We start from the raw sequence: 19,105 nt of genomic DNA on the forward strand, positions 1-19,105 counted from the left end.
ACAGAGGTATTGCACAATGGTCGTACGACCCTAAATTCCTTGACTTCACCATATAAGACTATGGTCTCAGAGCGACTCACAGGGGCGGTAATTAGGCTGTGATGCAGGGGGACATCATGCATCATTACCGATCTTTGACCGCGGCTTTGATCTGCACCTGCCTGTCCTCTGCCGCTCTGGCCGAGCAACGCGATGTGGTCTTGGTGACCAACGCCGGGGACGAGACCAAGGTCGCAACGATTAATCTGGAACCGGACGGCAGCTATGACATCGTAATGGCGGACGCACCGTTTTCCGATCATTTCCTGTCGATGCGACCCTTTCGATGCATCGTCGGCCCGGACAAGCATTGGTGCCACTTGCCCTACCCTTACGAGATCAAGCGCAATATTTCCGAGGATCTTATCGACTTGGAATATGACTTTTTATTCGTTTGGAAAGGGGCGAATGATTACGGGATCAACCTGTGGAACGGGGTTTACTACAAGCTTGAACAGCAAGGGGATCAGATCCTTGGCAGCTTGCACGAGGTTGATCTCGACCAGTTGGGCGTGCCCCCCGCCGCCGGTGACTTGCGACCGCTGAGCGACAAGGACCTGCATGAAAGCGATCCGGACAGCCATTGGCTGCCCCGTCTCGTCATTCGCTGACCGTCGCGTCGACCGGCCCGAAAATCGGACCGGTCTAGGCGCGCTTTATTGATCAAGCGCCTTGTTATCCTTGGTCGAAATCGATGTCAGATAGGCCAGGATAAAATCCTGCACGGTGCGATCTTCGATCCCGACATGGCGCATCTTGGTGCCGGGCATAAAGCCGTCATTGTCTTCCATCCAGGCGCGCAAGGCCGCTGGGGTCCACACAATGCCCGATGCTTCCAACGCAATGGAATAGTCGTAACCTTCGACACTGCCGGCCGCGCGATACAGGACGTTTTCCAAAGGCGGCCCATAAGAGGGGTCGGTCGGCTCAACCGCGTGGCACCGCCGGCATTCGCCTTCGAACAGGGTTTTGCCGGCGGTGACCTTTACCTCTTCGAATGTATCGGCCATGGCGGGGCCTGCCAACAGGCAGGCGGCGGCTAGGGTAGACAGGGCACGCATGGTTTTTCTCCTTCACTGCGTTACGCTGCGGTAAAGTACCAATTGCGTGCGGGTGCCTATCTTGATCCACATCAACGGAATGCCCGTCTCGCCCTGTCCAATGGTCGTATATCGGCGCATTTTTCGGCTGCTAAGGTGAAGATCAGCCATGGTTAGGGAGGATACCATGAATATCATGAACACACTTTGCGGTGCCGCCCTGGCACTGGCAACAACCGCCGGAGCGGCCCTAGCCGAGGCCCCAACCCTGCGCGCCGCCGTGCTGAAATTCGGCACCGTGAACTGGGAATTGGACGTGATCAAACATCACGGCCTGGACAGCGCCAACGGCTTTACACTGGACGTTCAGGGCGTCGCTGGCGGATCCGCGGCCAAGGTCGCCTTTCAGGGTGGCGAGGCCGATGTGATCGTCTCCGATTGGCTTTGGGTGGCGCGGCAACGCGCTGCGGGCAAGGACTATGTCTTTATCCCCTATTCCAAGGCCGTGGGCAGCGTCATGGTTCCCGCCGACAGCCCCGCCCAAAGCCTTGCTGATCTCAAAGGGTTGAAAGTTGGCATTGCTGGCGGACCTTTGGACAAAAGCTGGCTGATCCTGCAGGCCTATGCAGCGCAAACATCCGGGCTGGACTTGAAATCCGAAACGGAACAAGTCTTTGGTGCCCCGCCCTTGATCTTCAAATCAGCTCTGTCGGGTGAAGTCGGCGCGGCGATCAACTTCTGGCACTTCCTCGCCAAGATGGAAGCCTCGGGCATGCGCAAACTGGTGGATGTCTCTGATGCCGCGACCGCCTTGGGGCTGGATCCGAACACTCCGCTTTTGGGCTATGTCGTCAAAGGCGAGATGCTGCGCGACAACCCGGAATTGGTTGAGGGCATGGCAGCGGCCTCGCGGGCGGCCAAGGATATTCTGGCAAGCGATGACGCTGAATGGGACCGCCTGCGCCCCCGGATGAATGCCAAAACCGATGCGCAATTCGCGGCCCTGAAAGCGGGCTTTCGTGCGGGCATCCCTGCCCCCGGCCCCGTGGATGAAACCGCAGCAGCCAAGATGCTTGACCTGATGGTGAAACTCGGCGGCCCGGATCTGATGGGCGACGCCACGGACCTGCCGGAGGGTACATTTGTCCAGCCCGGCAGCTAACCAGCTCCCCCTGCTTGATCTGCGGATCGAGCACCTTCAGCGCGCCTCCGAGGTAATCCTCGGGGGCGTTGCCTTGCGCGTGACACGTGGTGAAACAGTCGCCCTGACCGGCCCCTCTGGCATTGGGAAAACCACGATCTTGCGCGTTATTGCCGGTCTCGACGAAGCGACTCAGGGCCAATGTAAAGTCCAAGGCAAAATTGCCATGGTCTTTCAAGAGCCCACATTGCTGCCCTGGCGCAACCTGACCCAGAACATCTGTCTGACTGCCGGAGTAACACCGGCCGAGGCAGATCAATGGCTGGCGGATGTGGGGCTTGCGAGGCGAGGTGGTGATTATCCCGGCCAACTCTCGCTTGGGCAAGAGCGCAGGTTGGCCCTGGCCCGCGCCTTTGCAGCCAAACCAGACCTTCTTTTGATGGATGAACCCTTTGTCTCGCTCGACCGTGAATTAGCAGATGAAATGATGGCGCTGTTTGAGAAACTGCGCGACGCCCATCAAGTCACGACTTTGCTCGTCACCCATGTCGCAGAGGAGGCCGAACGACTGGCGACGCGCGTCATTACCTTAGGTGGCAAACCGGCTCGTATTATCTCTGACGCGCCCGTGCTGGATCATAGCCCAGAAGTGCCGCGCCCATGAACACCGCCAGCGCAAGCGCAGACCAACCCAAGGCGGACCAATTCATCTGTGCATGCAACGCAAACCGGATGAGTTCGACCGCATGGGTAAACGGGTTGAGCGCGCAAATATCGTGAAGCAACTCCGAGCTTTCGGCCATTTTCCACAGCGGATAAAGCGCGGATGACAGAAAGAACATCGGGAAGATGACAAAGTTCATCACGCCCGAAAAATTCTCCAACCGCTTGACAAAGCTAGACAAAAGAAGCCCCAACGCCCCAAGCATAAGCCCACAGACGATCAGCGCGGGCAGCACGGTAACATAGCCAATGGCCGGATGGGTGATGTCAAACAGGGCGGCGATGCCAAGAAAGGCATAGACCTGCAAAATCGAAATCGCGGTTGACCCCAGAAGTTTGCAAAACAACACCCATCCGCGTGGCAAAGGGGCGGTCAGCAGCAGCTTCATCGACCCCATTTCCCGGTCATAGACCAGACTAAGTGAGGACTGCATGCCATTGAAAAGCATAATCATTCCGCACAGCCCCGGCACGATGTAAGTCTCGTAGGTGATGTAGGTCTGGTAGGGCGGGCTGATGCTAAGGCCCAAGGCGGCACGAAACCCGGCGGCAAAGACCAGTAGCCAGATCAGCGGACGTACCAAAGCGGCGACAAAACGCTCGCGCTGATGGATAAAACGCAGCGCTTCCCGTGTGATGATCGCCCAAAGCGATGTCCAATAGAGCCTCATGCCTCGGCCCCCGTCAGGGACAGAAAGCGGTCCGCCAGCGGCATGTCACCCGCGATCTCAGCGGCAAAGCCATCGGCCAGAACCTGTGCTTGGTGCAAGATCACCAGCCGATCCTTGTCATAGACCTCGTCGGTGAGATGAGTGGCCCACAGCACGGTTTTCCCCTCATCAGCAAGGTGATGGGCATATTCGGTGATCGAGCGGCGCGCTGCCGCATCCAGGCCGACGGTCGGCTCGTCCAACAGCAAAACCTCTGGGTCATGGATCAGCGCGCGCGCCAGTTCCGCCCGGCGGCGATGCCCGCCATTTAGAGACCGGGTCTTTTCCCCGTCGCGTTCGCGCATGCTCAACTGATCCAGCGCCGCATCAATGCGCATACGCGCGTCCTTGCCCGACAGCCCATGCAGCGCCGCGAAATAGCGCAGATTTTGCGCCACCGTCAGGTCAAGATCCAAAGTGGTTTGTTGAAACACAATTCCCAGCCGCGCCAAAGCCGCCCTTGGCTGACACTGCAAGTCATACCCAGCAATGGAAATCCGGCCCTTGGATGATACCAAGAGCCGGGTCAACAGGCTGAATAATGTCGATTTTCCCGCCCCGTTCGGCCCAAGCAGCACACAAAACCGCCCTGCAGCAACGCTGAAAGACACATCCTTCAGCGCCGTTTTTGGACCATAGGAATAGGTCAGGTCTTCGACAAGTAATCCGCTCATTCGATGGTGATATCAAGCCTTTGGGTTTCACCCGTGGTGCCGGGAATCTTGATGTAGTATTGACCGGGTTTGATCGCGACGAAACCCACTTCCATCTCTCCGGCCTCATCAAACTCGATGGAATCAAGCCCCAGCGGGCGGATCTCTAGCCCCTCAACCACGATCTCATCGATCCAGATCGCGCGGAAGAATTCAGGGCCAACCAAAGTCAGTTCCTGGCTGCCATCCCCCTGAATTTCAAACTCATAATAGGTGCCGGATTTCAATGTCCATGGCCCGGTGGGCGAGATCGGTTCGCCCGCCGACAGGATCACCGGCGGCAGATCTTCCTTGTTTTTGCCAGACAGCAGACCGGCGGCACCAAAGCCGCCATCATCATCATCGTCATCATCGGCAAAGCCCGCGGTCGGCGCAGCAAGCGCCAGTGCGGCGATCAGTGCAAGAGTTGTGCGAATAGGCATGGTTTTTCCTCCCATTAGAAATTGGTCGCAATTCCGGACGAAAAACCGGTTCCCGTTTTTCTGGAATTGCTCTTAGCTAAAAACCGGACAGGTCTTGTCGCGGAAATTCTGTGTCGCGGATCAGGTTGGCGAAGGCCGATAGGCCGCCCCCCAGGGAAAGCGCCCGACCTTGATGGTCTTGATCGCTTTGCGACTTGCCACATCGATCACGGTCACGTCGCCAGACACACCATTGGTGGTGAACAACAGCGAGCGATCCTCGTTGAAATCCATGTGCCAGACGCGCCGCCCAACCAGGATGTAATCTTCGACCTCATAGGTGTCGGCATTGACCACAGCCACGTGGTTTGACGGCCCAAGCGCGACAAACGCATGGGTATCGCCAGCGGCAAATTCAAACCCTACTGGCTGCACCCGGTCGGGATGAACACCCTGAACCTCAAAGGAAATCTTAGCCTTTTCCGCCTGATTGGACGCATCAAACACGGTGATCGTTCCCCCGATCTCGGAACTCACCCACATCTCCGTGCCCTCTTTGACGAATTCCGCATGACGGGGGCGGCTATCGACCAGGGTATTGGCGAAAAGCTTTTGCGTCTCTGTGTCGATCCAATGGGCCATATTGGTGGTTTCAGAGGTGGTGATGGCGATTTTGCCATCGGGCGACACCGCCATGCCCTCGGGTTCGACCCCGACATCGATCTGGGCAATCACCTTGCGGCTTTCGGTATCAACAACGGTGGTGATCGCGTCATCCTCGTTGGCGATGTAAAGATGCCGGTCATTGGGGTGCAGCACGAATTGTTCCGGGTCATCGCCCGAGGGCAGATCGTTCAGGATCTTGCCGGTGTTCGGGTCCATGACCTGCACCGCATTGCTGTCTGACGCGCAAATATAGACACGGCTGAAATCCTTGGAAAACAGGATGCCACGCGGGCGCTCGCCAGTTTCATACGTCTTGATAACCTCAAGCGTCTCGGTGGAAATCACCGACACCGTGTCATCCTTTTCATTGGTCACCCAAATCTCGCCCGCGCTGGCCAGGCTTGTGCTGGCCAAAAGCGCGGCCACTGTAGACAGAATTCTCATTTAAAGGCCTCACATTTGCTTTCGGGGCGGTCCAGCCCCAGGCTGTCCAACTCGTTGAATTGATGCAGGAACCCCTCTAGCGGGGCTTGTGCCACCAGCGCGCGGGGATGGGCGATGGCGATGGGTTGGCGCAACTGGCCATTCCAATCGCGATAGGTCAAAGGGCGGCCTTTGAACCCGGCCAGCTCGAATTTCTCAGACAGGATATAGTCGCGCAAGGTCGGCAGGTCGCTGGCATTGGTGCGGGTCATCGCCTCACCCATTGTGCGCACTGCAGCCCAAGCCGCGTAATCCTGCGCTGTCATTGAGCGGCCATGCGCCTCTTCGAATCGCGAATGCAGCTGCGCTGCGCCCCATTGTTCGATCACCGGCGACCAATTGACGGCGCTCAGCCCTTCGGAGCCGATGACTGGGCGCGCCTCCCAAGTATTGTAAAGAACATAGCGGCCAAAATCATGCACCTCATCTGCAATGATCAGTGCGTCGTAATCACCAAAATCTTGCGTAAACAGCGGCACTTCCTGCGCAGCGTTGCGGCGCATATCGGCGTCAAACACCCATTCCTTTTCTGCGCCGAGCTTGAGCCCGAACTTGTTCAAAGAGCGGCGCATCGCCTCGGCATAGCTCAGATCAACAGCATGGGTGCCGGTGATCATCACCAGGTCGGACCAGCGTTTCTTAACCAATACTTGCACCAAGGCATCGGTGCGCATCGCATCTGACGCCGCCGTATGAAGCAAGTTCACGCGGCAGGACTCGCTGCGCAAAGACAAGTCACCCGCCGCAGTGTTGAAAATCAGCGCATCCTGCGCTTCGGGCATATCTGCGACGTCCAGCAAAGCTGCGGCATCCGCGTCCAAAACCAGAAACGGCGTCTTTTCCAGCAGGCCACGCGCCGCTGCCGCCGGATCATCACCCAGCGAAACAACCTCGGTGATCATCTCATAGCTTTGGCCAAGAAACTTGCCGGTTGTCAGGTTGTCATCCAGCGCGGTCTGCGCCCCGGCCAGTCCATTATCTTTGGGTAACGGATCTAGGTTCGACAAGGTCGGCGGGCGCTCTTGTTCGATCTGCAAATAGCCAATGGTCAGCGCGGTATCAGCCAAAGCAGCGCTGGATAGCGCAAGGGCTGAGGCGGTGAGCATCGCCAGAAATTTTGGTCGTAAACGGGTCATGCGGGAAGGTTAGCCAGCCAATCCGCGTGGCCCCATAGGACCATAGTCGCAAAAGCCTCGCAAACACGGGTTTTAGACCCATCTTTGCCCCCAACCAAAGTCCAATACCGCCGCGCGGCCTGCTTGCTTAGGGATAAGGCAACTGCACTTTGCATGTATGGGAGGACTTGCCATGCCACACCTTAATTTGACCCGCGCCCTGACTGCCGGCGTATTGACTTTGGTCGCCTCACAGGCGCTGGCCCACGGCGACGTGGCCCCGCAAGCGGTGGACACAACTGGCCTGCCAGCAATCGAAGGCGACTGGTTGACTGAAAACCCCTATCGCGCCGAAAAGGTTGGCGAAGAAACATGGCAGCGCGCCATTGAAATCGGGGCATCGGGCTACAACCAGAACTGCGCACGGTGTCACGGGCTTGAGGTTGTCTCGGGTGGTCTTGCCCCTGATCTGCGCTTTCTCGAAGCTGAGGAATATGGCGACGAGTGGTATGTAGAACGCTTCCGCGAGGGTTACACCCAAAACGGGATCACCAAAATGCCCGCCTTTGGTGAGTTGCTGGGCCAAGAAGCCGCCTGGGCCATCCGCACCTATATCGAAGCCCGCCCAGACGAGGGTGCGCTGGATGATTTCGCAGAAGAGCTCAAGGCGATGCGTGACCAGATGGAAGGGTATATCGCCGATGCCAGCGGCGCGGATACCGAGGCGCTCAAAACCCGTCTGACCGAGATCTCCGCCCAGATCGAGACGGCTTCGGGCGCACCGGTGGCTGACAGCGTTGCCTATCGCGCTGCCAATCTCATTGACGGCTCTGCCGAAGCCTTCAAGTCTGCCTCGGAAGTCTTGACCATCGGTCTTTCCGCCGCGCACTAATTGGCGGGGTTTTGAACACTTCAGAGGCGTGTCGATTCCCATCGGCACGCCTTGCTGCTTTCAAACGAGGGAGAGAGTTGATGAGATTTCGCACAGTGTTTGCCGCAGGATGCATGGCGCTTGGGCTGGCCTTGCCCGCCTATGCCACCGATCCCTGCGCCGATTACGTCCCTCAGCCCAAGCCGCAGAATGTCGGACGTGATATCGTCGGCAAAGAGCTCGACCAGATCATCGAGCAAGGTCACATGCTGTTCGCGGTTTACGAAGATTATCCGCCCTATTCTTGGGAAGAGGCCGGTCAACCGCGCGGCGTTGATATCGAAATCGCCCGGATTATCGCCGAAGATCTTGGGGTCGATGCGCGCTTCAACTTTGTTGCCGCAGGCGAAAACCTGGATGCGGACCTGCGATTCAACATCTGGAAAGGTGCCTTGATCGGGGGCCGTATTGCCAATGTGATGATGCGCATTCCCTATGACAGCGCCTTTAAATGCCGGGTCGAACAGGTGGTGTTTACCGGTCAATATGCCGGGGAAAGCATCGCCATCGCCTATGACAAGGCCAGCTATCCCGAAGACAAACCCGTCCCGGCTTATTTCCGGTTCGACACGGTCGGGGTCGAAAACGATTCCATCGCTGACTTTTACCTCTCGGGCCTGGCGCGAGGGCAATTGTTGAACAATATCCGTCGCTTTACCTCGACCGAAGCGGCGATGGAGGCCTTGAATGCGGGCGAGATCAAAGCGGTTATGGGCCCGCTCGGGGCGCTGGAACATGGGCTGTCTGACAGTTCTGACGTGCATCAACCGCCCTTGCCAGGCTTTGCCGTGGGTGAATGGACCTTGGGCGTGGCGGTGAATTTCCGTTATCGCCCATTGGCCTATGCAGTGGATGACGCCATCAACTACGCCCTGCAAGACGGGCGCATCGCAGCCATCTACAAGGAATACGGCCTGACCCATCAGGCACCGGAACGATAGGCCCTACGTCTGAAGGGTCGTAAGGTTGCCAGCAAAGTCGATCAGCGTGATGCGTCTGATACTTTGGTGCTGACTGACCTGCCGGATCTTGGCCAGATCGGCCAAAACCAGACCAGTTGACAGCGCATCCGCCAAAGCGGCGCTGTCCGCCTCAACCGAGACTGTCGACCAACGCGGCTTGCGATTGAGGTGCAGGATGTGCCCCGCCTCGCCCAGTGGTGTCGCCAGAGGGCTTGAGGTCGCAATGGCACTGTTGGTCAAAGTGCGTCTGGCCAGGGGGCCATATGTCGGGTCTGACACTTCCAGACGCCAAGGCCCGCCCAATCCGCGATGCTCTCCGATATTCACCAAGGCGTTTTCAAAGCCATGACGTGTCAACAGCGCTGCAATCCGATCCGTGGCGTAGCCTTGCGCAATGCCGTTCAGGGTCAGGGCCTGCCCTTTCTCCAGCCTAATCTGCGCTTTGTGTCGCGAAACGCGATGCCACCCAATCGCCGCGCGCGCGGTTTCAACATCCCGCCCTAGGGCCAATGCCTGCCAAAGCGGCTGTACCGTCGGGTCAAACAACCCTCCGCTCAAGTGATGCGCTGTCTCGGCAATCTGCAACACCGCGTACATGTCCGAGGAGGGTCGCAGCGCTCCCGCGGTGTTCAAGCGCGACAGTTCCGAACCGGGATCAAACAGCGAAAACCGCGCCTCGGTTTCGGAAATCAACCGCTTGGCCGCATCCAAGGCTGTTTGGGTTTGCACAGGCGGGCCATGCAAGGTGATCGAAACCTCAGCCCCAAAGGCCCTGCCCTGCCAGCTGTGACGGGAGGTTTGTCCCACAACAGGGCTTGCCGCAAGACTGGCGGCAATACAGAGCAGACGGCGACGGGTCAGTGTCATTCGGCGGGCACCTCCAACTTGCGCCCTTTGGCGGCGAGGATCAAAGGAACACATTGCGCGGCATCATCATGGATGGTCACGCAATCGAGACAGCCAAAGCATTCGGAATATTGGACCTTTCCACTTGGTGCGATGGCTTTGTAGTTGCATTTGACTTTGCACAATTGACAGGGGCTGCCGCATTCAAGGCGGCGTTCAATCCACTTGCGTCCACGTAGAAAACCTCCAATCGCCATGACAGCGCCCAACGGACACAGGTAGCGGCAAAACCCCTTGAACAGGACCATGGACAGGATCAAAAGGCCAACCGCGTAGGCCACGAAATACCATTCGCGCACAAAGAAGGTGGTGATTGCCGTCTTGAAGGGTTCAACCTCAATCGCCGTATCAATCGCGGCGGGATTGGTGAAAAGAAGCCCGACAAACCCTGCCAGAACCACGTATTTCAGCCCCTTCAAACGGGTATCCCAAACCCGGTTCGGCTCGATCTGCGGCAGGCGCAACAGGCGGCCCAGATGGTGGGCAAATTCCTGCAACGCACCAAAGGGGCACAACCAGCCGCAAAACAGCGCGCGCCCCCAGATGACAAAACCAAGGATCGTGACCGCCCAGATCAAAAGTGAGAATGGATCATACAGCAGGAATTCAAAGCTGCCGCCATCAAGTGCTGTGCGCGCCACCGCAATCGGTGTCGCAATCGACAACTGCCCCTGCCCCCACCAGCCGATGAAACCGGTCACAAACCCCAATGTGACAAGGCGCACAGGCGTGAACGCGGACAGCCCCGCCAGCCGGTTCATGCCAAAGCTCAGCGCCGCCAAAAGCCCGGTCAAGAACACCGCCAAAATGATAAGATCCGTCAGCCGCGCCCGCAATGCATCCAGCCAAGGCGGCGCGGGTTTGGCGATTTCAGGACGGGCGTAAAACCGATCCGGCGTCACATGCGGCACATCAATGACGACCGTCCCCACCTCAGGCTGAAAGAACCCGTGTTCGCGCAAGGCGCTGATTTCCAGCACCCATTCCGTTGTCGGATCAAAGCCAAGACGGCGATCCGTGCGTAGGATCAGCGCCGCTCCATCCTGCAATGCGTCGGGTAGATCGGGGTGCAGCTCGATATAGATGTCGCTGTCGCGAAAGGCGATGGGAAACCCACCTTGGCGCGCGCTGATCAGGTCCGGGGCGGTGTTGCGCACGAACTCTTCGGTGATCAACCCATGCCGCGCCGTTTCGATCACAAGGACAGGTTCATCCGTGTCCGATATCTGCATGAAATTCTGCAATTCTTCAAGGCTGCTTTTGCCCAAAACCGCCTGCGCGACCGAGGGCGCGCCGATATCCACGACCCACAGGTCTAGATAAGGTGCCTCCGGGTCGTCCCTGGCCTCGGGATCATCATCAGCCCAGAGCGTATCGGCAAAAAGCGCATCAACTTCGGCATTCGAGACGGTTTTGCGCGTGACGATACCCTGCGCCACCAGATCATCCCATGTCAGATCTTCGCGATAATCCATCTTGGGAAAGGCCGGCGGGCCGGTGGCGATGCCGCTCATCTTTTCGCGTGCCACCTGCAAGGCCGCTGCCAGAATGCTTTCATGCGCGATCCGGACCGAGGCCGTGCCTTTGGTGACACCATCCAGATAAACCAGCGCAGACCCTTCGCTGCCCGCGCCATAGGGCGTGCCGACAACGAGGCTGTCAGATATGGAATGGCCCCGATATTGCTTGAAAAAATCGTAAAACAGCTTTTCCGGCAGGCCCGAGACAAAGATCGGCTCATTATGAGAGATCAGTTGAACATCCAGGAACCGCCCATCCAGATCCAGAACCACAAGCATATTGATGGAGGCACCCGAAAACCCCGGCAGCGGGGCCATCGGCTCGGTCTCAAAGACATAGCCCGCTTCGGCCCCGCCAGAGTTGAGCAATTGCCAGACTCCCTTGTCATTCAACTGCTCGCCAAGGCTCATCGGGGGCACGATATAGGGCGCGATCTTGTCGCGTGGCAACGGGTCGGCCAGCGCAGGCACGGCCATCAGCGTGATCAGCACGGTAAGCAAACGAAAGAGCGTCAACATGGCGCAAAGCCTATGCCGGTCATGGCAGCGCGCCCTATTCGACCAAGGTCTAGGGTGGCGCGATTGCTTTTGGCAAGCGTGCCCCGTCATGGCAATGTGCCTGCCATGACCAAGACCGTGACAGATACAAAACCTGTGGTGATCTCTTTGATTGCCCTGATTGTTTTGTGGGCGGCAGCAGCTTGGATGGGCGATGATCCTTCGGTTCTGCCTGCGCCGGGCGAGGTTTGGCGCATCGCCAAGGCTGAAACCCTGTCAGGAGAGCTGCCGCATCACTTTCTGGCCACTCTGCGCCGGGTGGTCTTTGCCTTTGCGCTGGCCATGGGGTTGGGCTGTGCAATTGGTGGGATCATGGGCCTGTCGCCCCGCCTCAACAGGTGGTTTTCCTCCTGGCTTGTGGTGCTCTTGAACATCCCGGCCCTGGTGGTGATCGTGCTGTGCTATCTCTGGATCGGGTTGAATGAAACGGCCGCGATCACCGCCGTTGCCCTGAACAAAACCGCGATGGTGGCGGTTTCCGTGCGCGAGGGGGTGCAGGCGCTCGACCCCAAGCTGCGCGATATGTCCCGCGTCTTTGGCATGCAGCGCAGCGCCGTGTTACGCCATGTTGTCCTGCCCCAACTCTGGCCCTATCTGGCAGGTGCGATGCGCAACGGCGTGGCGATCATTTGGAAAATCGTGTTGGTGGTTGAATTCCTCGGGCGCAGCAACGGTATCGGCTTTCAGATCCATCTGTATTTTCAACTGTTTGAAACCGGATATGTGCTGGCCTATGCGCTGAGTTTTGTCGCCTTTATGCTGCTCGTCGAATTTGCGCTGATCGGGGCGATGGAACGGCGCGCCACAGCTTGGCGGCGGCAAAGTGCCGGGGCATCCTGACTTTAAAACAGTAAGTTGCATCCCAGCATACGGTTCATCGCCTCAATTAACTGATCTACGGTTTCAGCATTCACATATTCGCCACCAGTTTGCGTGGCCAGGCATTTGGCGGTGCTGTCTGTTCGGGCATAATCACCGTCGCTCTCTCCCGGCCAGTGGAAATGCTCACCGCGCACTTTGTACCCGATGACATGGACGGTCGTTTCAATCCCTTCGGCATAAAGGTGGTTCGCCAATGCGCAGGGCGCACCGCCGCAGGTTTCCTTGCCATCTGTGATCAAAACGATGGTTCCGGGTTTGACGCGGTAATCCAGGACATCAGCGGCCATGCTCACCGCTTCTGTCAGGGCAGTGTTGCCCTCGGGCTCAAGCGCGTTGATCGCGTCGACAACCGATTGTGCAGCATCAGGGCGCGGGCCAAAGCGCAAATCCACCCCCGCGCAGGCCTGAGGCGCGCTGGCCAGTTTCGGCCCATAGACAATCAAACCAATGCGGCGATTGGGGGCAATTTTCGGCATGACATCTCGCAGGGCGCGCTGCGCCTCGAAAATGCGGGGTTCATCGATCATGTTGAACCCCATTTCCGCCATGGACCCGGAGCCATCAAAGACGATCATCGCATCATCCGTGCAAGCCGCATGGACGGCGGCACTCAGCGAGAGTGTCGAGGCAAAAGACGCCCATCCCAGGCGGCAAAGAGAGAGCACAGAGGTCATGGCAGCATGTTCGCAACGTTTCCTAACGCTCATGCTAAGGCATAAAGCGCGAAAATGCGACCAAAGCCTTAAGGGCTATTGGAGGTCAGGATCGCTCCATCGCGTGGTGATGCGCCGAATGATGTCGATAAAGGCGGCTTCGGACTCGGTTGCTTTGTGCCCGTGACGGGTAAGAAACCCAATCGGGCGCAGGACCGCCGGGTCACTGACCGCCGCAAAACCAACGCGCGGATCGCGCAAGGACCGCACCGCAGACCGTGGCAACAACGCCAAACCAACATTCTCTGCAACAAGCTCCAGCGCCGTGGTTGAGCGGCGAAATTCGACGCTCCAGTTCAACGGCAATCTGGCGCGCGCCATGGCTTCGTCAATCAACAATCGGTTTCCAGTGCCGCGGGCAGGCACGATAAGATCGACCTGATCAAGATCCGACCAGGTCAGATCAGGCTTTGCGGCTATGGGATGCCCTTGAGGGTAAGCCAGCACAATTTGGTCATCGAACAAAGGATCAAATCGCGTGTTCGGCTCCAACTCCGGAATGGAACAAATGCCAAAATCCGCATCCCCCTTTGCCACCGCCTCTGCGACCTTGTTGGCGGTGTAGTCGAGGAAACGAAACCGCGCCGCATATCCGTTGGCACGAAAGCTGCGCACCGCTTCGGGGATCAACTGCGCCACCACGGTCGGGATCACCGCGACCGTCACCAAAGCGTTGCGCTGATGGGCAAAGGCGACGCTTTCATCGCGCATGGCAATGGCCGTTTCACGCGCATCGCTCAAAATCGCCTCGGCCCGCGCTTGAAGCCGTTTGGCCGCTAGCGTTGGTTTCACATCGCGGGTCGTGCGCTCAAACAGGATAGAATCCAGTGATGTTTCAAGCTTTTGAACCCGGCGTGTGATGGCAGATTGCGACAGGTTCAACCGATCCGCCGCAAGGTGAAAAGACCCGGTTTCCTTGACCGCCAAAAAGGCTTCGAGATCACTGAAATCAAAACTAATGCGCATGACGCATTAATCTCACCAAAAGCATCATTAGTCAAATCAAACGGGTCTTGGCAGATTGGCCCGCAGAAGAATTCAAACGATCCAAGGCCCATGACAGAGCATCATGACTGAGCAATATGACATCGCCGTAATCGGTGGCGGAAACGCGGCGCTGTGCGCGGCCATGACGGCGGCAGAGGCTGGGGCGCGTGTCCTCATTCTGGAAACCGCACCCAAACCTTATCGCGGCGGCAACTCGCGCCACACACGCAATTTTCGCTGTATGCATAGCGGGCCTTTGGGCCCGTTGGTCGAGGATTACGGCGAAGAGGATTATTTTGCCGATCTGATGAAAGTCACCGATGGCAAAACCGACGAACACCTGGCCCGGCTTGCCATCCGTCAGTCCGAGCAATGCCTGCCCTGGATGCAAGAACACGGCGTGCGGTTTCAACCCTCATTGTCGGGAACGCTGTCTTTGGGCCGCACCAATGCCTTTTTCATGGGAGGCGGCAAATCACTTGTGAATGCCTATTACCGGACGGCTGACACACTTGGGGTCGAGGTCAAATACGAGGCCGCGGTGACCCATCTGGAGTTGAACGGAGACAGGATCGAGTGGGTCGATTTCACCCACCAAGGCAAGACGCAACGCATCACGCCGACTGCGGTTATCGTGGCCTCGGGCGGGTTTCAGGCCGATACTGATTGGCTGACCCGCGCCTGGGGAGACCCGGCGAAAAACTTTCTGATCCGCGGCACGCCTTATAACCGGGGCGTCGTGCTGGCCGATCTGTTGGATCAAGGCGTGCAATCAATCGGAGACCCGACGCAATGCCATGCCGTTGCCATTGACGGGCGCGCGCCCAAATTTGATGGCGGCATCGTGACCCGGCTGGATTGCGTGCCCTTTTCCATTGTGGTGAACAAAAACGCCGAGCGTTTTTATGACGAGGGCGAGGATGTTTGGCCGAAACGCTATGCGATTTGGGGCCGCTTGGTGGCGGCGCAGCCTGATCAGGTTGGTTATGTCATCATCGACAGCAAATCGCTGAACCTGTTCATGCCATCGGTCTTTCCGCCGCTCAAGGCTGATACGCTTGAGGACCTGGCACAGATGATGGATCTGCCCGGCGACAAGCTGGCTGAAACCGTGGCTAACTTTAACGCGGCCTGCGGGGACACATCGGGGTTTCACCCCACCGAACTGGACGGTGTTTCAACATCAGGCATCAAACCGCCCAAGACCAATTGGGCCCGCCCGATCACCGAACCGCCCTTTTACGGCTATTCTCTGCGCACTGGCGTGACCTTCACCTATCTCGGGCTCAAGGTCGATGAAAACGCCCAGTGTGGCACCGACAAAGGGCCGATCCGCAATCTTTGGGCCGCTGGCGAAACCATGGCGGGATCGATCCTGGGGCAAGGTTACCTGGCCGGGTTTGGCATGACCATCGGCACCGTTTTTGGACGCATCGCAGGTCGGGAGGCCGCTGATTATGCAAACTGATTTGCTGCAAGAGGCCCGCCGACAGGCACAAATCTGCAATGCCTGCCGCTATTGCGAAGGCTATTGTTCGGTCTTTCCGGCCCTGCATCGGGAACGCGCCTTTGGCGATGGCGACCTGACTCAGCTGGCCAATCTTTGCCATAACTGCCGCGGCTGTTATTACGCCTGCCAATACACCGCCCCGCATGAATTCGACCTGAACCTGCCCCAAGCTTTGGCCGAACTGCGCCGCGATAGTTGGGAAAGCTATGCCTGGCCGCAACCCGCTGCACGGGCGTTTCACACTCATGGGGTTCGAATTGCTCTGCTTGGCGTTCTTGGCTTCGCTGTCTTGTTCCTGCTCATACGGGTTTTGGGCACGGGCGCGGGCAATGGATTTTATGCCGCCCTGTCCCATTCTGCCATGGTCGCTATTTTTCTGCCTGCCTTCCTGTTCCCGCTTATCAGCCTCGCGATTAGCCTGCGACGCTATTGGGCCGATGTTGGCGGCGAAGGCTTGCGTCTCTCTCATGTGATCGGGGCCTTTGCCTCAGCCGCCAAGATGAAGGACCTCGCAGCAGGCCATGGCGAAGGCTGCAATTTTGAGGATGAAGACCGGTTTTCCCAGGCCCGCCGGCATATCCACCAAGCCATCATGTACGGGTTCCTGTTGTGTTTTGCCTCAACTGCCGTTGGGACGATCATGCATTACGTCTTTGGTCTCCCCGCCCCCTACCCGCTTTGGTCCCTGCCCAAGCTGCTGGGCCTGCCCGGCGGTGTCCTTTTGACCCTTGGCACCATTGCCATGATCCTGCTGAAACGCAAATCAGACCGGGCGCTTGGCGATGAAAAAGCCTGGGGGGGAGACATGGCCTTTATCGCCTTGTTGGGCTTTGTCGCCGCCAGCGGTTTGGCGCTTTATGCCTTGGGGGCGACCTCTGTCATGCCGCTGATTTTGGCCCTGCATCTTGGCTCGGTTTTAAGCTTCTTTCTGCTGACTCCGTTCAGCAAAATGGCCCATGGGTTCTATCGGCTGGCGGCCCTGATCCGCGAAGAACAAAAGAAGCGCGCCGCACCATGAGGAAAGGTCCAGCGCCCGTGAACACAGAAAACACCAGTCAAACCGGGGTGCCCCATGTCCGCTGAATGGCGCGGGCGCGGCCTGACCTTGGGGTTTGCCCTTGCCGGGTTGGCGGTTTTTTACCTCTCCGGCCTGCCACTGCCCTTTCTGTTCGGGCCCATGGCGGGCTGCCTATTGGCCGCGCTTCTGGGTGTCCAGCTCAAGGGGTTTGGGCAAGTTTCCGTGGGCGCGCGCACGATCCTAGGCGTGGCCGTCGGGACCTCGATCACCCCGGCGGTTCTGGCGCAACTTCCGCAAATGGCGGCGTCGGTTGCCTTGATCCCGCTTTACATCGCCGCAATCGGCCTGGTCGGCGTGCCGTTCTTCCGCAAGATTTGCGGCTTTGACATGCCAACCGCCTATTACGCTGCCATGCCGGGCGGGTTGCAGGACATGATCATCTTTGGACAGGAGGCAGGCGGCGATCCCCGCGCGCTGTCTTTGATCCATGCCACGCGGGTGTTGATCATCGTGACCGTCGCGCCCATCCTGTTGACCCATCTCTATGGCGCGGGCCTGACCAACCCTATCGGTGCGCCCATCAGCCAAGTCCCGGCTTTTGAGTTGATCCTGATGGCTGTCGCAGCCTTGATCGGCTGGAAAGGCGGCGAAAGGCTCGGCCTTTTTGGCGCGTCGATCCTTGGTCCGATGATCACTGCCGGCGCCTTGTCACTTGGGGATGTCCTGCACAGTCGCCCCCCGGCCGAGGCCATTCTGGCGGCGCAGTTCTTTATCGGTATGGGTGTTGGCGTGCATTATGTTGGCGTCACCATGGCCGAGTTGCGCAAAACGATCTCAGCCGGTGTGGCCTTCGTTCTGATCCTCGCGGCGCTGGCGGCCTTTTTTGCGCAACTGGCCAACCGGCTTGGATTGGCTCCGGCAATCGAAGCCTTTCTCGCCTTTGCGCCGGGTGGTCAGGCGGAAATGACGGTCCTGGCCATTGTCGCTGGCGCGGATCTCGGCTTTGTTATCACGCACCATCTGGTGCGGATTGTTCTGGTCATCACCGGCGCGCCTCTTGTCGCCAAGATGGTCACACGGACGGGGTCCAGACCTCGGGATTGATCATGTGAATCGGCGCACCGGCGCTGTATGCCGCGACCTGTTCAAAGATGTCGCGGAATTGCACTTCAAACTCATCCTCGGTGACGAAACCGATATGAGGGGTGCAAATCAGGTTGGGATGGGACAAGAGCGGGTCATTGGGATCGCGCATCGGCTCTGTGTCAAACACGTCGATGGCCGCAGTCGCCGGACGCCCCGCATTCAAACCATCCAACAACGCCCCAGGCGCTATCAACCCGGCCCGCGAAGTGTTCACAAACACCGCGCCCGCGCCCATGGCTGCAAAATCCTTGGCGGTGATGACACCCTTGGTTTCGGGTTTCAGGCGCAGGTGAACCGAGACGACATCGCTTTGCGCAAAAAACGCCTCGCGGTTTTCTGCAACGTTAGCACCCTCCGCCAAAGCGCGGGCGCGCCCCTCGTCGGAGGACCACCAAACCACCTTCATCCCAAAGGCCCGCGCGTATTCAGCCACCGCCTTGGCAATGCGCCCATACCCATAAAGCCCAAGCACGCGTCCGCGCAGTGTCTTGCCAACGCCGATCTGCCATTTCCCGGCCTTGGTCGCTGCCATCTGCGCGGGGATCTGGCGCATCGCCGCCATCAGCAGCGCCCAGGTCAGCTCGGCCGCCGCGTAATTTGTGCCACCTTTTGGCATTTTGGAACACAAAAGCACGTTGTTATCTGTGCAAGCCGCAACATCGATATGCGGATAGACAGAGCGCTGGCTGATCAAGCGCAGGTTCGGCAGCCGCTCAATCAACGCGCGCGTCACTTTGGTGCGCTCCCGAAACAAGACAACCGCCTCAGCCTCAGCAAGTCGGTCGGCCAACACAGACACATCCTGCACGTGATCTGTCCAAACCGTCACATCCTGACCGTCCAACAGGCTGAAACATGGCAGGCCACGCAAGGTATCAAACCAATCGTCAAGAATGTGAACTTTCATAGCGAACCTCTTTGTTGACTGCTTGCCAGGGAAA

At 58.4% G+C, this 19,105-nt stretch carries 20 protein-coding genes; 9 read left to right on the forward strand and 11 right to left on the reverse strand.

Translation table 11 applies throughout. From position 1 onward, the window contains the following. The first annotated feature begins 116 nt into the window (after window positions 1-116). A complete protein-coding gene (locus CLV87_RS16500; protein ID WP_133840815.1) occupies window positions 117-650 on the forward strand; it encodes a hypothetical protein in 534 nt (177 codons plus the stop codon). A 45-nt stretch (window positions 651-695) separates the two neighbouring features. On the opposite strand, the gene CLV87_RS16505 is transcribed toward CLV87_RS16500, so the two are convergent. Beyond that, window positions 696-1,100, reverse strand: coding sequence for a c-type cytochrome (locus tag CLV87_RS16505; RefSeq protein WP_099247124.1), 405 nt, complete (start codon window positions 1,098-1,100; stop codon window positions 696-698). A gap of 175 nt (window positions 1,101-1,275) precedes the next feature. On the opposite strand from CLV87_RS16505, the gene CLV87_RS16510 reads away from it, so the two are divergent. Then, window positions 1,276-2,241 carry an ABC transporter substrate-binding protein gene (locus tag CLV87_RS16510; protein ID WP_099247888.1) on the forward strand — a complete coding sequence of 322 codons (966 nt, stop codon included), beginning with the start codon at window positions 1,276-1,278 and terminating at the stop codon, window positions 2,239-2,241. Beyond that, window positions 2,222-2,884: an ATP-binding cassette domain-containing protein gene (locus tag CLV87_RS16515; RefSeq protein ID WP_235871959.1), complete on the forward strand. Its 663-nt coding sequence runs from the start codon at window positions 2,222-2,224 to the stop codon at window positions 2,882-2,884. Before CLV87_RS16510 ends, CLV87_RS16515 begins: the two co-directional genes overlap by 20 nt. Here CLV87_RS16515 and CLV87_RS16520 read toward each other — a convergent pair. The 5 genes from CLV87_RS16520 to CLV87_RS16540 all read right to left on the reverse strand — a co-directional run bounded on the left by CLV87_RS16520 (window position 2,832) and on the right by CLV87_RS16540 (window position 7,052). Beyond that, window positions 2,832-3,614 carry an ABC transporter permease gene (locus CLV87_RS16520; protein WP_099247126.1) on the reverse strand — a complete coding sequence of 261 codons (783 nt, stop codon included), beginning with the start codon at window positions 3,612-3,614 and terminating at the stop codon, window positions 2,832-2,834. The genes CLV87_RS16515 and CLV87_RS16520 overlap by 53 nt on opposite strands. Then, on the reverse strand, window positions 3,611-4,327 hold the full coding sequence (locus CLV87_RS16525) for an ABC transporter ATP-binding protein (RefSeq protein ID WP_099247128.1): 717 nt from the start codon (window positions 4,325-4,327) through the stop codon (window positions 3,611-3,613). The genes CLV87_RS16520 and CLV87_RS16525 overlap by 4 nt, the downstream gene beginning before the upstream one ends. Further along, window positions 4,324-4,788 carry a hypothetical protein gene (locus CLV87_RS16530; RefSeq protein ID WP_099247892.1) on the reverse strand — a complete coding sequence of 155 codons (465 nt, stop codon included), beginning with the start codon at window positions 4,786-4,788 and terminating at the stop codon, window positions 4,324-4,326. Before CLV87_RS16530 ends, CLV87_RS16525 begins: the two co-directional genes overlap by 4 nt. Window positions 4,789-4,908: 120 nt before the next feature. Further along, window positions 4,909-5,877, reverse strand: coding sequence for a YVTN family beta-propeller repeat protein (locus CLV87_RS16535; RefSeq protein WP_099247130.1), 969 nt, complete (start codon window positions 5,875-5,877; stop codon window positions 4,909-4,911). After that, window positions 5,874-7,052, reverse strand: a complete 1,179-nt coding sequence (locus CLV87_RS16540; RefSeq protein WP_235871960.1) for an ABC transporter substrate-binding protein — start codon at window positions 7,050-7,052, stop codon at window positions 5,874-5,876. The genes CLV87_RS16535 and CLV87_RS16540 overlap by 4 nt, the downstream gene beginning before the upstream one ends. A gap of 172 nt (window positions 7,053-7,224) precedes the next feature. Here CLV87_RS16540 and pedF point away from each other — a divergent pair, with 172 nt between their 5' ends. Together pedF and CLV87_RS16550 are read left to right on the forward strand one after the other, a co-directional pair. Continuing rightward, a complete protein-coding gene (gene pedF / locus CLV87_RS16545) occupies window positions 7,225-7,923 on the forward strand; it encodes a cytochrome c-550 PedF (RefSeq protein ID WP_099247132.1) in 699 nt (232 codons plus the stop codon). 80 nt (window positions 7,924-8,003) lie between these two features. After that, window positions 8,004-8,903, forward strand: a complete 900-nt coding sequence (locus CLV87_RS16550; protein WP_208293348.1) for a substrate-binding periplasmic protein — start codon at window positions 8,004-8,006, stop codon at window positions 8,901-8,903. 3 nt (window positions 8,904-8,906) lie between these two features. Here CLV87_RS16550 and CLV87_RS16555 read toward each other — a convergent pair whose 3' ends face one another. Continuing rightward, on the reverse strand, window positions 8,907-9,791 hold the full coding sequence (locus tag CLV87_RS16555; RefSeq protein ID WP_099247136.1) for an FAD:protein FMN transferase: 885 nt from the start codon (window positions 9,789-9,791) through the stop codon (window positions 8,907-8,909). Beyond that, on the reverse strand, window positions 9,788-11,869 hold the full coding sequence (locus CLV87_RS16560) for a 4Fe-4S binding protein (protein ID WP_099247138.1): 2,082 nt from the start codon (window positions 11,867-11,869) through the stop codon (window positions 9,788-9,790). Before CLV87_RS16560 ends, CLV87_RS16555 begins: the two co-directional genes overlap by 4 nt. Window positions 11,870-11,932: 63 nt before the next feature. On the opposite strand from CLV87_RS16560, the gene CLV87_RS16565 reads away from it, so the two are divergent. Then, on the forward strand, window positions 11,933-12,748 hold the full coding sequence (locus CLV87_RS16565; RefSeq protein ID WP_306438018.1) for an ABC transporter permease: 816 nt from the start codon (window positions 11,933-11,935) through the stop codon (window positions 12,746-12,748). Window positions 12,749-12,750: 2 nt separating this feature from the next. On the opposite strand, the gene CLV87_RS16570 is transcribed toward CLV87_RS16565, so the two are convergent. Both CLV87_RS16570 and CLV87_RS16575 read right to left on the reverse strand, forming a co-directional pair. Further along, window positions 12,751-13,464: a vWA domain-containing protein gene (locus CLV87_RS16570; protein WP_235871961.1), complete on the reverse strand. Its 714-nt coding sequence runs from the start codon at window positions 13,462-13,464 to the stop codon at window positions 12,751-12,753. Between the two features lie 75 nt (window positions 13,465-13,539). Next, window positions 13,540-14,469, reverse strand: coding sequence for a LysR family transcriptional regulator (locus CLV87_RS16575; RefSeq protein WP_099247142.1), 930 nt, complete (start codon window positions 14,467-14,469; stop codon window positions 13,540-13,542). Window positions 14,470-14,572: 103 nt separating this feature from the next. Here CLV87_RS16575 and tcuA point away from each other — a divergent pair, with 103 nt between their 5' ends. The 3 genes from tcuA to CLV87_RS16590 are packed head-to-tail and all read left to right on the forward strand — an operon-like array spanning window position 14,573 to window position 18,122. Next, complete coding sequence (gene tcuA, locus CLV87_RS16580; RefSeq protein ID WP_099247144.1) at window positions 14,573-15,958, forward strand: FAD-dependent tricarballylate dehydrogenase TcuA; 1,386 nt, start codon at window positions 14,573-14,575, stop codon at window positions 15,956-15,958. After that, window positions 15,948-17,018, forward strand: a complete 1,071-nt coding sequence (gene tcuB / locus CLV87_RS16585) for a tricarballylate utilization 4Fe-4S protein TcuB (protein WP_099247146.1) — start codon at window positions 15,948-15,950, stop codon at window positions 17,016-17,018. Before tcuA ends, tcuB begins: the two co-directional genes overlap by 11 nt. Window positions 17,019-17,072: 54 nt before the next feature. Next, complete coding sequence (locus tag CLV87_RS16590; RefSeq protein WP_099247148.1) at window positions 17,073-18,122, forward strand: AbrB family transcriptional regulator; 1,050 nt, start codon at window positions 17,073-17,075, stop codon at window positions 18,120-18,122. On the opposite strand, the gene CLV87_RS16595 is transcribed toward CLV87_RS16590, so the two are convergent. After that, a complete protein-coding gene (locus tag CLV87_RS16595; RefSeq protein ID WP_099247150.1) occupies window positions 18,091-19,071 on the reverse strand; it encodes a D-2-hydroxyacid dehydrogenase family protein in 981 nt (326 codons plus the stop codon). The genes CLV87_RS16590 and CLV87_RS16595 overlap by 32 nt on opposite strands. Between the last annotated feature and the right edge of the window lie 34 nt (window positions 19,072-19,105).

It is taken from the genome of Pelagimonas phthalicica (assembly GCF_004364805.1).
GTDB classification, from domain to species: Bacteria; Pseudomonadota; Alphaproteobacteria; order Rhodobacterales; family Rhodobacteraceae; genus Pelagimonas; species Pelagimonas phthalicica.

Bases quoted from the DNA above. Each gene is read 5' to 3' on its own strand.
- CLV87_RS16555 (WP_099247136.1), bottom strand. From the start codon at position 9,791: ATGACACTGACCCGTCGCCGTCTGCTCTGTATTGCCGCCAGTCTTGCG.
- CLV87_RS16590 (WP_099247148.1), top strand. From the start codon at position 17,073: ATGTCCGCTGAATGGCGCGGGCGCGGCCTGACCTTGGGGTTTGCCCTT.
- CLV87_RS16510 (WP_099247888.1), top strand. From the start codon at position 1,276: ATGAACACACTTTGCGGTGCCGCCCTGGCACTGGCAACAACCGCCGGA.
- CLV87_RS16570 (WP_235871961.1), bottom strand. From the start codon at position 13,464: ATGACCTCTGTGCTCTCTCTTTGCCGCCTGGGATGGGCGTCTTTTGCC.
- CLV87_RS16520 (WP_099247126.1), bottom strand. From the start codon at position 3,614: ATGAGGCTCTATTGGACATCGCTTTGGGCGATCATCACACGGGAAGCG.
- pedF (WP_099247132.1), top strand. From the start codon at position 7,225: ATGCCACACCTTAATTTGACCCGCGCCCTGACTGCCGGCGTATTGACT.
- CLV87_RS16540 (WP_235871960.1), bottom strand. From the start codon at position 7,052: ATGACCCGTTTACGACCAAAATTTCTGGCGATGCTCACCGCCTCAGCC.
- CLV87_RS16505 (WP_099247124.1), bottom strand. From the start codon at position 1,100: ATGCGTGCCCTGTCTACCCTAGCCGCCGCCTGCCTGTTGGCAGGCCCC.
- tcuA (WP_099247144.1), top strand. From the start codon at position 14,573: ATGACTGAGCAATATGACATCGCCGTAATCGGTGGCGGAAACGCGGCG.
- CLV87_RS16525 (WP_099247128.1), bottom strand. From the start codon at position 4,327: ATGAGCGGATTACTTGTCGAAGACCTGACCTATTCCTATGGTCCAAAA.
- CLV87_RS16595 (WP_099247150.1), bottom strand. From the start codon at position 19,071: ATGAAAGTTCACATTCTTGACGATTGGTTTGATACCTTGCGTGGCCTG.
- CLV87_RS16575 (WP_099247142.1), bottom strand. From the start codon at position 14,469: ATGCGCATTAGTTTTGATTTCAGTGATCTCGAAGCCTTTTTGGCGGTC.
- CLV87_RS16560 (WP_099247138.1), bottom strand. From the start codon at position 11,869: ATGTTGACGCTCTTTCGTTTGCTTACCGTGCTGATCACGCTGATGGCC.
- CLV87_RS16535 (WP_099247130.1), bottom strand. From the start codon at position 5,877: ATGAGAATTCTGTCTACAGTGGCCGCGCTTTTGGCCAGCACAAGCCTG.
- tcuB (WP_099247146.1), top strand. From the start codon at position 15,948: ATGCAAACTGATTTGCTGCAAGAGGCCCGCCGACAGGCACAAATCTGC.
- CLV87_RS16550 (WP_208293348.1), top strand. From the start codon at position 8,004: ATGAGATTTCGCACAGTGTTTGCCGCAGGATGCATGGCGCTTGGGCTG.
- CLV87_RS16530 (WP_099247892.1), bottom strand. From the start codon at position 4,788: ATGCCTATTCGCACAACTCTTGCACTGATCGCCGCACTGGCGCTTGCT.
- CLV87_RS16500 (WP_133840815.1), top strand. From the start codon at position 117: ATGCATCATTACCGATCTTTGACCGCGGCTTTGATCTGCACCTGCCTG.